Origin of the sequence: Brachyspira sp. (assembly GCF_050873525.1) — a bacterium.
In the GTDB taxonomy this organism is placed as follows: Bacteria; Spirochaetota; Brachyspiria; order Brachyspirales; family Brachyspiraceae; genus Brachyspira.
Genome location: NZ_JBNMIZ010000036.1, coordinates 1 through 15,496 on the forward strand (window position 1 = coordinate 1; position 15,496 = coordinate 15,496).

A 15,496-nucleotide genomic window follows, 5' to 3' on the forward strand; every position below is an offset into this window, starting at 1 on the left:
AAACATAATCAAAAAACTTCAAAAAGTTACATCATATTTTTTATTCAATATATTCCGTTTATTTACGATATTTAAAAAAGAACTTTAAATTAAAAATATAAAATAAAATAATTAATCATATAAAAAGCGTTTATTATGAATGAAAATATTTTAGTCATAGAATATAGAAACGAACTTGTTGAAAAAATAACCGATATTTTAAAAGAAAGACATTATAATCCTATTCCGACAAAATCGCGCTCGAAAGGAATCGAAATTGCAAACGAAAGTTCCATAGATTTGATAATCCTTGACGCCGATATTGGAGATTCTCAAGGATTGCAGTTGCTTGAAACTTTTAAAAACGAAGAAAACACAAAAGGAATTCCCGTTATTCTATTAAGCACGCCTTACAGAAAAATGGAATTCATAGAAGAGGCAATTGGTTTGGGAATAGACGGTTTAATATTCACTCCTTTTGACGAAATGGAATTTATCGCTTCGGTTAACGGAGCTTTGAAACTAAAAAAATTATTTGTAGAAAATAATAAATTAATCAAACAGAATGATAATATTGAAGACGAATTAAATAATCTTAAAGATGTTTCGGAAGAACATTATAAATCTTTTAAAGAGGCTCAAAAAAAATATGACGAGTTGCTAAATTACGATTTGGAAACGGGACTCGACAATAAAAAAGAATTCTACAAACAATTTAAAAAATTTGTTTTTGAAAGCGTTCGGCATGAAGATACGATTATATTGTCATGTTTTTGTATTGACGGACTAGAAAATATAATAAACGAATTCGGAATAATGGCGGCGGAAGAGATAATTCTTCAATTTACAAAAGTTTTGAAAGACGCGAGCAGAGAGGAAGATTTAATTGCTCGTTTGGGAAATAACGAATTCATAGTGGCATTTAAAAGAATGGATGTTAGATTATACGATGAAAAAGTCGAAGAGATAAAAAATTTAGTCGGCAAAAACGAACTCGATTATAACGGAATGCTTATAAAATATACAATGTCGGCGGGAATATCCTACACGGCTTACAGAAAAACTTATCATTTTGAAAATAATATTGAAAAAGAAATTTCGCCTTCGCTTTTGGCTTTGCATAACGCTAAAAGAAGAGGTTTCGCTTCCGTTTATATTCATCCAACAATAATAAGAAAATAAAATATGATTATTAGCCTTAATAAAAACGATATTGAAAGCGTCAAATATGCGGCAAACGAAGTCGCCAAAGTTATCAAAGATGGCGGAGTGGTTATCTCTCCAACCGACACGGTTTACGGAATGCTTGCCAACGCTTTTAATCCAAATGCTGTTCAGAGAATTTACGAAATCAAAGGAAGAGAAAAAGACAAACCTTTATTAATATTGCTTGAAAGCGAAAAAGATTTGAAATTATTTTCCGATATGCCGATTCCAGAAATTGTCAAAAAAAATATTCCGGGCGAATTGACTTTTATAATGCCTTTATCAACAAATTTAAAATATAATTTTGAATTCTTAAAATCAACCGTTGCAATCCGAATTCCAAAAGACAATTACATGAACCTTGTCCTTAAAAAAACTCCTCCGATTGTCGCTCCGTCCGCAAATTTTTCGGGCGGAGGAATAATTTACGAAGGAGACAAAATAGTAGAAATTTTCAAAGACAAAGTGGATTTAATAATCAATGCAGGATTAATAGAAAAAAAACTCCCATCGACTTTATACGATTCTATAAATAAAAAAATTCTCCGTCAAGGCGAGATTTATTTGAAGGAATAATTTTTAATTTAAATTATTTTATATTCTTTCATTTTTCTTCTTCCAAATAAAATTTTTTGGCTTCTTCAATATTTGTAATTTTTTATATTGCCTTGATTTTTATGAAAACGAATATATTATTAAACAATGGGATACGATTTAAAATTAGTCGAAGAGAGTTTAAAACTTAAAGTCGCAAAAGATTTTTTTAGTAAATTTGATGCCACCGATATAACCGACAATATAGATTTTATGGTTGCCGACTCGAATGCCAAAGGAAATAAAAAAGAATATTATCTCTGGGCGGAAGCTAAAAGAGGAAATAAGGCAGACATTTACGAAAGCATAGTTCAGCTTATTTTAACGATTGGAAAGGCAGAAATGAAACGGAGCAATTTACTTCCTCCGCATTATTTCGGAGCTTTTGACGCGGAGAAAATCGCATTCTTGCCAAATTATAAAATAACGAGCGTATTTAGTCAAAATGATTTTAATTGGAATGTCACTCCGAGTGACCATGAAACGAAAGAGTTTAAACAGATTTACGAAATCGCCAAAGATATTTTGGAAAAAGAAAGTTTAATTTTTTATTTTGATAAAAACAAAGCGCAGCTTAAAGAATTTATTAAAAATAATTTTATTCGCGGAAATGTCAATACTTATAAAATTCAAATCACTAAAAATAATTTTAAAAATGTTTATTACGACTGGCTTGAAAGCGTAAAACCTACGATAAGCATCGATTGGGAAAACGAGAAGCCCGAAATTTTGGATACCGATTTTTATATCGCCGATTTATTAAGCCGAAACAACAATACCGAAGAGATTAGAGAAAATATTAGAATTCTTTTGAAAGGCGATTATTATAAAGTAAAAGTGAAGCGGGAAAAAGAAAAAGATTTATTTTCGGAATTTCATTTTACGGACGGACAGAAAGCGCATCTTTCATTTTGGAATAATTACGAGCGCCCGCCGAAAGAAGAAGTGCAGGATTATATAATCTATCGCAGAGACGAACTTGTTCCGCAGGATATTAGAGAGCGCAAAGGAGCGTATTTCACGCCGAGAATTTGGGTGAAGAAAGCTCAGGAATATTTGGCGCAGGCTTTGGGCGAGAATTATCAAGACGAATATTATTTTTGGGACTGCGCCGCAGGTTCGGGTAATTTGCTTGTCGGCTTGAACGATAAATATAGAATTTTTGTTAGCACGCTCGACAAAAGCGATGTTGACGGAATGATTGATAGAATTAAAGATAATAAATGCGATTTACTTGCGAGCAATGTTTTTCAATTTGATTTTTTGAACGATGATTTTTCCAAACTTCCTAAAGAATTGTCGGAGATAATAAAGAACGAACCTCAAAAGCTGATAATTTTTATTAATCCTCCTTATGCGGAAGCTGCAAGCGCTACACAAGTAACGCAAACAGGAGATAATAAAAAATTAGTTGCAAGAGGAAATAAAATAAGCGAAGTTTATAAAGATTTTTTAGGAAAGGCAAATAATGAAATATTCGCGCAATTCTTTATTAGAATTTATAAAGAAATTCCAAATTGCATTTTAGCTTCTTTTTCTACTTTAAAATATGTTAATTCTGCAAATTTTATAGGATTTAGAGAATATTTTAAGGCGAAATTTTTGAAAGGTTTTATTTGTCCCGCTTATACTTTTGATAATGTTAGTGGCAAATTTCCGATTGGATTTTTAATTTGGAATACTTTTAAAAAAGATAAACTTAAAAATATTACAGTTGATGTTTATGATGAAGACGGCGATTTTATATCTCAAAAAAAATTTTATTCAGAATATAAAACGAATAAAAAAATAAACGATTGGTATAGTGCATTTTATGATAATAACGGAAAAGAAATTGGAGTTATGAATACGAGAGGAAACGATTTTCAAAATCATAATTATATTAGAATAAGCTCCGAAAATAATTTTAATCATACAAATATAATAACGGAAAATAATTTAATTCAATCTTGCATGTATCTTGCAATTCGACATTGCATTGAAGCGACTTGGATAAACGATAGAGACCAATTTTTATATCCTAACGATAAATGGGAAGAAGATAATGCCAAAGGCACGCCTTCGGCGAATTTTCAAAGCGACTGCTTGGCTTTCGCTTTATTTCATGGACAAAATAGAATTTCAAGTTCGCATGGAGTTAATCATTGGATACCGTTTAGCGAAAATGAAGTAAATTCAAAAAAGGCTTTCAATTCGCATTTTATGAAGGATTTTATAGACGGGAAAATTAGTCGTCATTGCGAGCGTGAGCGTGGCAATCCAAAAATAGATTACTTGGCTACTGCCCGACTTTGTCGCGGGCAAAGCCCTCGTAATGACGGTAATAATAAAATCGTTCGGAATGACGGGAAAGACAATAGTCATTGCGAGCCGTTAGGCGAAGCAATCCAAAATGAAAATCTATTTGAAAATAAAAATTTCATTCCGACAAAGCCGATTGAATTTTCTCCCGAAGCGAAAAATGTATTTGATGCGGGACTCGAACTTTGGAAATATTATCATAAAAATTGTATAGAAAAATCTTACAATGCGAATGCGAGCCTTTACGATATAAAAGAATATTTTCAAGGACGAAACGAAAAAGGCAAAATGAATAATAAGAGCAAAGACGAAGAATATAATAAACTGATAAAAGATTTGAAAGATAAAATGAATATTTTGGCAAAGAAGATTGAACCGAAGATTTATGAATACGGTTTTTTGAGGGAATAATTTTTTATATAATTTCAAATAATATGCTATTGACATTCTTTTTATAGTAATGTAAGATTTTTCAAACAATTTAAATTTATTGGAGGATATAAATGATATTCAATAATGTCTTGGAACTAGTTGGAAATACTCCCATTGTCCGACTTGAAAAAATAGAGAAAAAATTTAATTTGAACGAACGAATTAAACTTTTCGGAAAGATAGAAAAAAATAATCCGATAGGTTCGGTTAAGGACAGACCCGTTAAACAAATGCTGCTAGATTTATTTGAAAGCGGAAAATTAAAAGAAGGTTCTACGATAATTGAGCCGACTTCTGGAAACACGGGAATCGCTATGGCGGCTATAGGCTCTTATTTGAAACTCAATGTTATAATAGTTATGCCGTCTTCTATGTCGCAAGAGAGAAGAAAACTCATAAAAGATTACGGCGCTAAACTCGAACTTGTTGACGGAGGAATGAGCGTTGCGGTTGAAAGAGCGAATCAATTAAATAAAGAGATAAAAGATTCGGTTATTCCCGGGCAGTTTGTAAATCAGTCGAATGTTAAGGCGCATTATAATTATACCGCTCCCGAAATATTCAAAGATATTCCCGATATCGATTATATAGTCGCTGGAATAGGAACGGGCGGAACGGCTACAGGAATCGGCAAATATATTTTGGATAATAATAAACAGACGAAAGTTGTCGGAGTAGAACCAGAATCTTCACCTCTACTTACGAAAGGCAAAGCGTCTCCTCATAAAATTCAAGGAATAGGAGCGAATTTTATTCCAGAGATTTTGGACCAGAAAGTTATAAGCGAGATAATAGATGTTTCGGACGATAACGCTATAAATACGGCGAGAGATATTTGCCTAACGGAAGGTTTGCTTGTCGGAATATCTTCTGGAGCGAGCGTTTACGGAGCGATTGAATTAAGCAGGAAAATAGAAGTTAATAAAGATATAAAAATACTTTCCATTTTACCCGATACGGGCGAAAGATATACATGGAATTAAATTTTTGATTTATGATATTAAAAACTTTTAAAGAATTGCCTAATAAAAAAGATATAAAAGATATTGTAAAGCATATCAGAGATTATATTTTCCCCGATTTTTTTAGAGAGTCGGGGAAGATTGATAATATTAAAAAAAATATTTCAAAACTTTATTTAAAAATAGTTTCTAACAATTCCAATTTGGAAGATTTTATAAAACGGCTGGACGAAATTAAAATTGTCTTAAAAAAAGATTTGGAATTCTTTTTCGATTCGGACCCCGCCTGCAAATCTTACGAAGAGATTATTTTAACTTATCCGGGATTTAGGGCGATATTTCATTATAGAATTTCTCATATATTTTATAATCAAAAAGAATATTTGACGGCAAGAATAATATCGGAATACGCACATTCAAAAACGGGAATCGATATTCACCCTGGAGCGAAAATAGGAGAATATTTTTTTATAGACCATGGAACGGGAATAGTAATCGGAGAGACGACTATTATCGGGCATCATGTAAAAATATATCAAGGCGTTACTTTGGGAGCTTTATCTCTAAAAAACGGAAGAGGACTCGAAAACGAAAAAAGACATCCTACGGTTTGCGATAATGTTACGATTTATGCCAACGCTTCAATATTCGGCGGAACTACTGTAATCGGCTCGAACGCAATAATAGGAGCGAATTGTATCGTATTGGAATCGGTTAAAGAAAACGAGAGAGTTGTTTTGAGTTAGAATTTATTATGACAAAGAAAATATTAATTTTTTTGACTGCAATTTTTATTTTACTTTTTGCATATAGCAATAATTATTATATCAAGGAAAAGAAGATGAACGATATACCTAAAAATGCAAAATACTGCTACTTTGCTTCTGGATGTTTCTGGGGAACAGAATACTGGTTTCAACAAGCGGAAGGAGTATTCGAAGCGATTAGCGGATATGCTGGCGGACATAAAGCAAACCCGACTTATATGGAAGTTTGCACGGGATTAACGGGACATTTGGAAACTGTAAAAGTGGGATACGATGCCGATAAAACGACTTACGAAGATTTGGTTAAATTATTTTTTGAAACTCATAATTTTACTCAAAAAAACGGACAGGGACCGGATATTGGCTCTCAATATTTATCCGCTATTTTTTATCAAAACGAAGAAGAAAAATCGGTAGCAGAAAAGTATATTAATATTTTGAAAGAAAAAGGCTACGATGTCGCCACGACTTTAAGAGAATATAAAAATTTTTACGAAGCGGAAGATTATCATCAGGATTATTATTTCAAAAAAGGCTCGATTCCTTATTGTCATTTTTATAATAAGATATTTTGAATAAATATATTCACCAAACTTTAGCTCCTCCATCGTAAGATTTCGCCAAACCTTTTTTAATTAAATACTCTGCAACATCAATCGCACCTGCAGGCATGTTGCCATCATCAACCTTTACGCTTGCCAATAATCGAAAATACTTATCTCGTCCCAAATTATATAAAATAATTTTATTTCCACTATTAAATAGTTTTTCTAATTCCTCTTTTGCTTTTATAGCTATATTTCTTATTTCCTCTCTTTTATCGTTTAATTCTGGCGTATCTATTCCTCTTATCCGAACGGCTATATTCCTTCCGAAAACATCTGGAACATTTTCTATATTGATTACAAAAGTATCTCCGTCTCTAACTTTGACTATTGTAAAATCTTTTATTTCGTCTTTATAGTTAGCGGTTATTAAAGTGGTTTGAATTAAAAACAAAATAATAATTATTTGTAATATATTTTTCATTATATAAAAATAAGAGGCAGTTATTAAACTGCCCCTAATAAATATTTTTTATTAATTTTTAAGTATATTAATTTATTTACATAGCCAATTCGTCAAAATCTCTACTTACGGAATTATTGACTTCTATCTGAATATCATATTTGCCTAATGTATTAAATATCATTTTAAGCGCTTCAATAAGTTTATCTCTATCACTTTTATTCGTTAAATGTATATTCAATAGAGGACTTCCGACTTTATCAAAAAATGTAAATTTGTAAAATTCTCCGCTTCCAAATAAAGCGTTATACCATTTACCTTTAGGAAACGGAATGGCGTCTATATTAAAACTTTTAACTCTAACGGCAAATACTTCTTTTAAATAAAGTTCGTCTCTTAAAAAACCAAATTTTGATTTTTTATTTTTAATTAGAACTCCATTTTGCATATCAATAAATACGCCTCGAGGATTAATTTTATTTGCAATTATAAAGGTAGTTATAGGTAATATTAACAAGAAAAGTATAGCAGAATAAAGAGATGATTTATAATCATAATAATAAGAGTTATCTTTAAGTTGTAATATTATCCAAATAGGTATTGGTAAAAAAATAGAAAAAAATTGCATACTATTATATCCATGGTCAAATCTTGATTTTATTCCTTTTATACTAATATAAAAATCAGATGTAGAATATACGCTATTATTAATCGTATCGTTTTCTTTTTGCTCCTCTTTTATGTCGATATTAACATTATTTTCAGTATTGTTAATATTGTCGTTTATAACCTCCTCATTATTGATTGGTTCGATTTTACCTCCGCAGGAAGAACAAAAATTCATTCCTTCTTTAATTTCTTTTCCGCAATTTGCACAAAACATGACTTTCTCCTTTGATTTGATTTTTTATTAAAAACATTTAAATAAATAAATGCTTTTTGCTAAAATAATTAATTATTTTTTACAAGGTCTATTACAAATCCCGCTTTATCTTGGCTATAAATAGTCATTGAACAATTAACATCTTCATAAAAATCTAATTCTATAGTTCCATCATTATTTTCAAAACTATAACTTTCATCGCTACTTTTAGTTATATCTCTCGCTTTAACTATTTGCCCGTCAGAAAAAGTTATATTACCATCGGACGATATTACGAAAAGTAATTCATTCTCTCCGCTATAGTCCATGCACCAACTTCCCGCATATCTTTCTATTCCTTGATTATTAGCTCTTTCATTATTAGCTTTTTTATTATCTCTTACTTCAAGGCTATTAAAATAACTATTTATATCTTTAATTAATTTAAGCGGTATATAATATTCTTTATTATATTCATCGACTTGTAGCCCCGAAACGCCTCCTATTCTTTCAATTTCGGATGTATGCATAGCCGTAAAATACAATGTATTGCCTTCTAAAATAAATATTTGATAAAAATTACTTTCTTCTTTATGGTAAAACAATATATTTTTCCATTTCATAGCCAATTCAAACTCACCTCCATCTTCTCCTTGCACCATTAAAGAAGCCTTTTTTCCATTAAAATATACTGCAGTCTCTAATTCTTCGTTTACATAGGCTTTACCTTTAACCTTATTTAAGGTATTACTACAAGCAATTAATGGAATTGTTATAAATATAATTAAAAATAATTTTGTTAGTGTTTTCATTTTATTATCCTTTTGTTTTATAAATATACAAATTATTTATTTAGCTCCGCAACTTATTAAAAATTTAACTACCTCATTGCCACTACTACCTTTTCTTTTAGCAAATGTTAAAGCAGTATCACCATTTTTACTTTTAGCATTAACATTCGCTCCATTTTGTACTAGTAATTTTACTATATCTAAATCATTATATATCGCTGCATACATTAAAGGAGAATATCCATTACTCTGAAGTTTAAAATTAATATTTGCTCCATTGTCTATTAATAATTTAGCTATTTCTAAAACCAAACCGCTATGATGCCTTTGCTTATCTAATATATATATAGTTCTATGTAAAACAGACGAACCTATACCATCTTTAGCATTAACATCCGCTCCTTTATCTATCAAAAATTTAATTTTTTCTAATATCTCACTATATTCATCGTTATATATACCATTATTTATATTATCTATAAATCTTATTATTAAAGGAGAAGTTCCAAACATACTATTATCTTTAGCATTAACATCTGCCCCATTATCTATTAATAATTTTACTATTTCCCAATTTTTATAGTCTACAACTGTTAAAGCAGTCCCGCCATTTTTACTTTTAGCATTAATATCCGCCCCATTGTCTACTAATAATTTTACTATCTCTAAATTACCATCAGACGAAACTCTCATTAAAGCTGTTTTTCCATAATCATCTTTAGCATTAATATCCGCTCCATTATCTATTAATAATTTAATCCTCTCTAAATTACCGCCAGATAATAAACCTGAAGCCCACATTAAAGCTGTTCCTCCATTATTACTTTTGGCATTAATATCTGCTCCATTATTTATTAATAATTTAATTATATCTAAATTTGAAGTCAACATTAAAACAGTTTCCCCATCATTATTTTTGGCATTAACATCCGCTCCATAACCTATTAATGATTTAACTATTTTTAAACTACCTATTCTTGAAGCTCTCATTAAAAATGTATAGCCGTATTCATTTGTGGCATTAAAATTGAAATTTATTTTTTTATTTATATATTCAATTGTTTGTAAAAAAGTATCTTCTTTCATTCCATCAATACAGCCGAATAAATGCTCCTCTAATATTTTCATACTTTCTAGATTGCCTTGTTTTATATTATTGACTAATTCATCAATAAATGACCAATAATATTCAGCATTTAAGTTAATTGATAAAAATAGTAAAATTGTAGTTGCTATTTTTATTACATTGTTTTGTTTAATTTGTTTCTTCATAAGGAACTCCTTTGATTTAATTTTTTTATTAAAAACATTTAAATAAATAAATGCTTTTTGCTAAAATATCTTTTAATTTAATCCTTTTTTATAAAAATATATTTAATTACTCCGTAGCTCCTTCGTCTACTAAAAGTTTTATTATCTCATTCTTTTTTGAAATATTTATAGCGTAATATAAAGGCTTTTTTCCTTTTTTATCCGCATAATTAACATCCGCTCCGTATTCTATTAATAGTTTTACGACATCCGCATAACCTTTTTTAATAGCCGTAATTAACGGAGTATTTCCGCTATATCTAATATCTATATCCGCTCCCGCATCCAATAATAATTTTATTATATTAATAGAACTCTTTTTATAATTATCATACCAATTTACCGCTGTGTATAAAATTGGTTCTTCGTCCATATTCACATTGGCGTCATGTAATAAAAGAAATTTTACAATATCTGCATTCTCTTTAAATACGGCTAAAGATAACGGGCTTCTTCCTTCATAATAATAAGTCCCATTTTCTTCTTTGGCTATTTGATTTACATCTATACCTTTACTAACAAGAAGTTTAACGATATTTAAATTATTTACTTCTATCGCGTCATGCAAATAATCGCTTCTGTTATCTATACTTGCTCCCGCATTCAAAAGTATAGAAACTCCTTCAACATTTTCAGACAATATAGAATAATTTAAAGCGGTATTATAAATTCTCTTTTTATCGTCTTTAGCGCTTTTTAAATCTAAATCAGCTCCTACACTTACTAAAGCTTTTAATAAATCATTATATTTAAATGCAGAAGCTATCATTAACGGAGTAACTTCATTAGCCATATAAGAACCTTGTTTATATTGTGGCACATAGCTTCCCTTATAATTTATATAACGATTTATATCTACTAAAACGGCTGTCTCTATATCCTTAATATATTTTTCTCCTTTTCTCTTATTTATAACCCTCTCTAAAGCGGCTTTATCTCCCGAAGTAACAACGGTTTTCTCGCTTTCATCTCCGAAAATATCAATATCGACTACCGTTCTTCCTCTCGTTCCCGTTATTTCATTGACTATTTGAGGCACAAATTGAATAACATCCTCTATATTCCTAAATGATTTGTTATCTCCCGTTTTGTTTTCAAAAGTTTCAACATTTATCATACTGACTATGAGGACATTATTCCTTCCCAATTTTCTTACTTCGCCTGCCAAAACATATTGAGCGTTCAAGGCGCGTCCTATTTCTATTCTTGTATTTTCATCCGTCAAGCCGTTTCTTTGAAAGTTTAATTCTTTCATTACTTTTTCCATTTGACTATTTCGTGTAAGAACTCTATAAACCTTTCTTTTACTCAATTCGTTTGCAAACATAGAAGCCAATGTATCGCCTTCTTCTTCATTTGCGCTCGAAAACGGCAAAACTGCAACCTTTATCTTCTCTTCCGAAAACAACTGAAAATTAAAAATCGCTATAAATAATATAAATATATTTTTTATCATTGTCCGCTCCAGCTATTTAATTTATGGGATAATTATTTAAAGCATAATTATCCCATAAACTTTAATCATTCTCCGTCATTTTCTATATATTCGTAAGTCAATTTATCCATAGCCGATTTTACGCGGGATTTAGTCTCTTCATTTTCGCCCGATATGGCTTTTTCAACTTCATTATTAATGATTCTCTGCATTATCTCCGAGTCGATAAGATACAAAACATAATATTCGTATTCCTGTTGTCCTTTTTTAGAGCCGTCTTTATACTCTTTCAATATCCACCAGTCGTCTTCTCGCCTCAAACCAGATATTTTTACTTTCGATACGGAGGTAGTAAGAGTTTCCATAGTTCTTTGAAAACTTTCGTCTCCGCCGTATTCGGATGCTGCCGTCATATCGGTAATGGACTGCGATAAATACCTTGCAACCTCGCTCGAAGAATTTACCCTTTTCGCCCAGCTTTCCACAAAATTTAAGCTTTTACCTCTTCCGCTGATTATAAAAGCCATTTTGTTTGGATAATCTTTTTCGAGAGCCGTAGTTCCCTTAAACATCCATTTAGGTTGTTTCGCTCTCTTCCCGCCCCTTTGGTCGATGATGTCGTATTTTATTCTTTTTCTTTGAGCAAAAACATTTGCCGAAAAGAATACAGCGTTTAATGCGAATATAAACGCAAATACGAAAATAATTTTTTTGTTAGTGTTAAACATAATCTAACTCCTTGATTAGTATTTTATATTTTTAAATTTACCGTCCAAATAATTTGATATTTGAGACGATAAATTCAAATTAATATCTTTAGCCAATTTATTCATTATTACTTTTTTTGCGTCCTTTTCCGAAGAACCGCCGTCCTTTCCCCTAAACTTAAAAGACGCTATTCTATCTCCGTTATAATTTATAAGTTCCAAAATCAAAGTGTAATTCATAATATACATTCCGTATCCCGTATCGTTTCCGTCAAAAGTAAATTTATCTCTAAATGTATAACTCGGATTGGAACTAATCTTAAATCCCAAATCGCTTATTGAATGTTCTATTGCCGATTCTATATTTGGAGTGATATCAAAAGCGTCTATACCGAAAGATATTTTTCTTTTTATATTTTCCATATTTGATTTTATGCTTTCAATTCTATAATTAGCCAGAATGTCTATCTTTGAGGAATTATCCAAGATAGATAATTGATTTATAAAATTTTCGTTCTTTTCCGAAAAAATATAAGCTATATACAAACTATAATATTTATCAAATAAATCTCTTTCGCTATTCGATTTTAATATATAAGAATCTATGATTTTTATATTATCTTTAATCTTTTTATTTAGAAGAGAAACGGTTTCTTTTTTATTTAAAACGGCAATCGCATAATATCTATTCTTTTTTGAATCGTAATACCTCGAATCTATTTTTACATTTATCAGATTATGTTCGGCTTCTATTTTTGTGCTGTTATCCAAACTTCTAATTTCTTCTACGCCCAAAGAGGTTTCAATATATTTTTCATTGGCTTTCGTATCGACCGATATTTTCATTCCAAAAATATTTGCCAAAACCGAATAGGCGTTGTCTTCCGCTTCTTTCTCGCTTAAACCTTGTCCGACTCCGACTTCGTAAATATTTTTATCATAAACTTTTGACGGATTTTCTATCCATTCGGGATGCTTTTGTCCGTAAAGATTTATACAAACTATTAATAATAAAATACAAATAAATAATTTCTTCATAACAAATTCCTTCAAATATATTCCGTAAAAATATTTAGAATAATTGATTTTTCCCTCAATAAATTTATTAAATTCAAAAAAGAATTTGAATAAGTTTTTAATGAATAAATAGAATAATATTTTATAATTAGTAAGTAAACATAAACTTGAAAAAAGTTTAAAGTGAAAGCTCGGCTCGGCTCGCGCGAATTTGTTTTATAATATTTTTATTTATCGTTATCATAGTATAAATTATACAACATTTAAAAAAATTGTCAACACTTTAAAATAAAAAAATTCTAAAAAAAATTTAGTCATTGCGAATGTAATGAAGCAATCCAAATAAAATAGATTACTTGGCGTCTGCCCGACTTTGTCGCGGGCTAAAAGCCCTCGTAATGACTATAGATTATTTTTGTCATTGCGAGGACAAAGTCCGAAGCAATCCACTATTAATGGAATTAAATTCTAAAATTAAATTTTATTAAGCGTTAAAATAAGTTTTTTTTAAAATCAATCAAATCATATATAAACAAAATAAAAAATCCCCGACAAATATGAAATTTATCGAGGACTTAATTTTTTAATCTTTTTGATTACCGCGTTTTAATTATCCCGCCGTATAAGCAACCATAGTCATCCAAGACAAAGGTTTATTATAGTGAGGCAAGAAGAAGAAATCGGATAACGCGAACTGGTCGACAGTCATACCGTTTTGTATTGCAAGCGAGAACGCGTGAATCGCTTCGGCATGGTTATGTTTTGAAGCTATTTGCGCTCCAATCATTCTGCGGCTTCCTTCTTCGTATATTATTTTTACCAATACATCTTCGTAAGTTGGCATAAACTCTGGTCTTTCGGCATCTTTAAAGAAATTGCTTTTTACTTTTAAGCCTTTTTTCTTTGCAGTTTCTTCAGACCATCCAGTAGAAGCCATATTATAACCGAATACGCAAATGGCGTTAGAACCTTGAGTTCCGCAGTATTCGACATGTCTTCCCAATGCGTTATTTGCGGCTACTATTCCCATTCTAACCGCGTTCGTAGCCAAAGCTATATAATCTTGTTTTTCGGACGCTCTTGAATATACGGTAGAACAGTCTCCTATTGCAAATACATTAGGGTCTTTTGTAGTTTTCATCGTGGTATCTACAACGATTGCTCCGTTAGGAAGAGTTTCAAGATAGTCTTTATATAATTCGCTATTTGGTCTGAATCCTACCGACATAACTACCATATCGACATCGTAAGAACTTTTATCGGTTACGACTTTTTGAACTCTGCCCGCGCCTTCAAATTTTTTAACCGTTTCGCCCAAATGAACTTCTATTCCCGCGTCTTTGATTCTTTTTTCCGCTTCGTCCGTAATTTCTTTGTCGAAATAATTTGCCATAACTCTAGGCATAGCTTCCATTAATATAACTTCTTTACCGTGATTTTTGAAAGCTTCTATTAATTCGACTCCGATATAACCCGCGCCAACAACCATAACTTTTTTGATTTCGGGCTTTTTTATTTCGTCTATTATTTCCTGTCCTTGTTGGAAAAGTTTAGAGAAGAAAATTCCCTCTTTCAAACCGTATTTTGTTCCAGGCTGCATCAAACCTTCTATTGGAGGAGTTACGGGCCAAGAACCTGTGGCAAGTATAAGTTTATCGTAATTGTCTTCGAACTCTTTTCCCGTAGCCAATTCTTTAACTGTTAGTTTTTTATTAGCCCAGTCGACTTTAATTACTTCATGTCCCATATGAACATCTATGCCTTCAGATTTTAAACCTTCAGGATTGGCATAGAATAATCCTTTCGGGTCTTTTACTACGCCGCCTACCCAAAGAGCTATTCCGCATGCCAAAAACGATATATTGTCGTTTCTGTCGTAAGTCACAACGGTCGCGCTTGGGTCTACCGCTCTCAATGTTTTCGCCGCCCATGTTCCCGCATGGTTGCAGCCTATTACTATAACTTTCATAAATTTTAACCCCTTTGTTTTTTTGAAATATTAAGTATCATTTAATCAATATTATAGTTCAAAATAAATACTTAGTCAAGCTATATATTATACAAATTTTAATTGAAATTTAACGATTGTATTTGAAATAAATAATTCGCTAATCTATTTTATTC

At 30.9% G+C, this 15,496-nt stretch carries 14 protein-coding genes; 6 read left to right on the forward strand and 8 right to left on the reverse strand.

Annotation, left to right across the window (positions count from 1 at the left end):
- Positions 1-135: 135 nt before the first annotated feature.
- The 6 genes from ACR0QS_RS04225 (at position 136) to msrA (ending at position 6,816) form a co-directional block, all read left to right on the forward strand.
- Positions 136-1,161, forward strand: coding sequence for a diguanylate cyclase domain-containing protein (locus ACR0QS_RS04225; RefSeq protein ID WP_432632195.1), 1,026 nt, complete (start codon positions 136-138; stop codon positions 1,159-1,161).
- 3 nt (positions 1,162-1,164) lie between these two features.
- Positions 1,165-1,761 carry an L-threonylcarbamoyladenylate synthase gene (locus ACR0QS_RS04230; RefSeq protein ID WP_432632196.1) on the forward strand — a complete coding sequence of 199 codons (597 nt, stop codon included), beginning with the start codon at positions 1,165-1,167 and terminating at the stop codon, positions 1,759-1,761.
- A gap of 126 nt (positions 1,762-1,887) precedes the next feature.
- Positions 1,888-4,491, forward strand: a complete 2,604-nt coding sequence (locus ACR0QS_RS04235; RefSeq protein ID WP_432632197.1) for a hypothetical protein — start codon at positions 1,888-1,890, stop codon at positions 4,489-4,491.
- A 92-nt stretch (positions 4,492-4,583) separates the two neighbouring features.
- A complete protein-coding gene (locus ACR0QS_RS04240; protein WP_432632198.1) occupies positions 4,584-5,495 on the forward strand; it encodes a PLP-dependent cysteine synthase family protein in 912 nt (303 codons plus the stop codon).
- An 11-nt stretch (positions 5,496-5,506) separates the two neighbouring features.
- The gene (epsC, locus tag ACR0QS_RS04245) at positions 5,507-6,220 is read left to right on the forward strand and encodes a serine O-acetyltransferase EpsC (RefSeq protein WP_432632199.1); all 714 of its coding nucleotides are present in this window, start codon (positions 5,507-5,509) and stop codon (positions 6,218-6,220) included.
- A 95-nt stretch (positions 6,221-6,315) separates the two neighbouring features.
- Positions 6,316-6,816, forward strand: a complete 501-nt coding sequence (msrA, locus tag ACR0QS_RS04250; protein ID WP_432632200.1) for a peptide-methionine (S)-S-oxide reductase MsrA — start codon at positions 6,316-6,318, stop codon at positions 6,814-6,816.
- Between the two features lie 10 nt (positions 6,817-6,826).
- Here the strand turns inward: msrA and ACR0QS_RS04255 are convergent, their stop codons facing one another.
- The 8 genes from ACR0QS_RS04255 to ACR0QS_RS04290 all read right to left on the reverse strand — a co-directional run bounded on the left by ACR0QS_RS04255 (position 6,827) and on the right by ACR0QS_RS04290 (position 15,341).
- On the reverse strand, positions 6,827-7,270 hold the full coding sequence (locus ACR0QS_RS04255) for a thermonuclease family protein (protein ID WP_432632201.1): 444 nt from the start codon (positions 7,268-7,270) through the stop codon (positions 6,827-6,829).
- 76 nt (positions 7,271-7,346) lie between these two features.
- On the reverse strand, positions 7,347-8,132 hold the full coding sequence (locus ACR0QS_RS04260) for a zinc ribbon domain-containing protein (RefSeq protein ID WP_432632202.1): 786 nt from the start codon (positions 8,130-8,132) through the stop codon (positions 7,347-7,349).
- Positions 8,133-8,200: 68 nt separating this feature from the next.
- On the reverse strand, positions 8,201-8,923 hold the full coding sequence (locus ACR0QS_RS04265) for a hypothetical protein (protein WP_432632203.1): 723 nt from the start codon (positions 8,921-8,923) through the stop codon (positions 8,201-8,203).
- Between the two features lie 36 nt (positions 8,924-8,959).
- Positions 8,960-10,174: an ankyrin repeat domain-containing protein gene (locus tag ACR0QS_RS04270; RefSeq protein ID WP_432632204.1), complete on the reverse strand. Its 1,215-nt coding sequence runs from the start codon at positions 10,172-10,174 to the stop codon at positions 8,960-8,962.
- A gap of 106 nt (positions 10,175-10,280) precedes the next feature.
- Entirely contained in the window at positions 10,281-11,669 is a 1,389-nt protein-coding gene (locus ACR0QS_RS04275) for an ankyrin repeat domain-containing protein (protein WP_432632205.1), read from the reverse strand.
- 65 nt (positions 11,670-11,734) lie between these two features.
- The gene (locus ACR0QS_RS04280; RefSeq protein WP_432632206.1) at positions 11,735-12,376 is read right to left on the reverse strand and encodes a hypothetical protein; all 642 of its coding nucleotides are present in this window, start codon (positions 12,374-12,376) and stop codon (positions 11,735-11,737) included.
- 15 nt (positions 12,377-12,391) lie between these two features.
- Positions 12,392-13,393, reverse strand: coding sequence for an LPP20 family lipoprotein (locus ACR0QS_RS04285; RefSeq protein ID WP_432632207.1), 1,002 nt, complete (start codon positions 13,391-13,393; stop codon positions 12,392-12,394).
- Positions 13,394-13,982: 589 nt separating this feature from the next.
- Positions 13,983-15,341: an FAD-dependent oxidoreductase gene (locus ACR0QS_RS04290; RefSeq protein ID WP_432632208.1), complete on the reverse strand. Its 1,359-nt coding sequence runs from the start codon at positions 15,339-15,341 to the stop codon at positions 13,983-13,985.
- Positions 15,342-15,496: the final 155 nt, after the last annotated feature.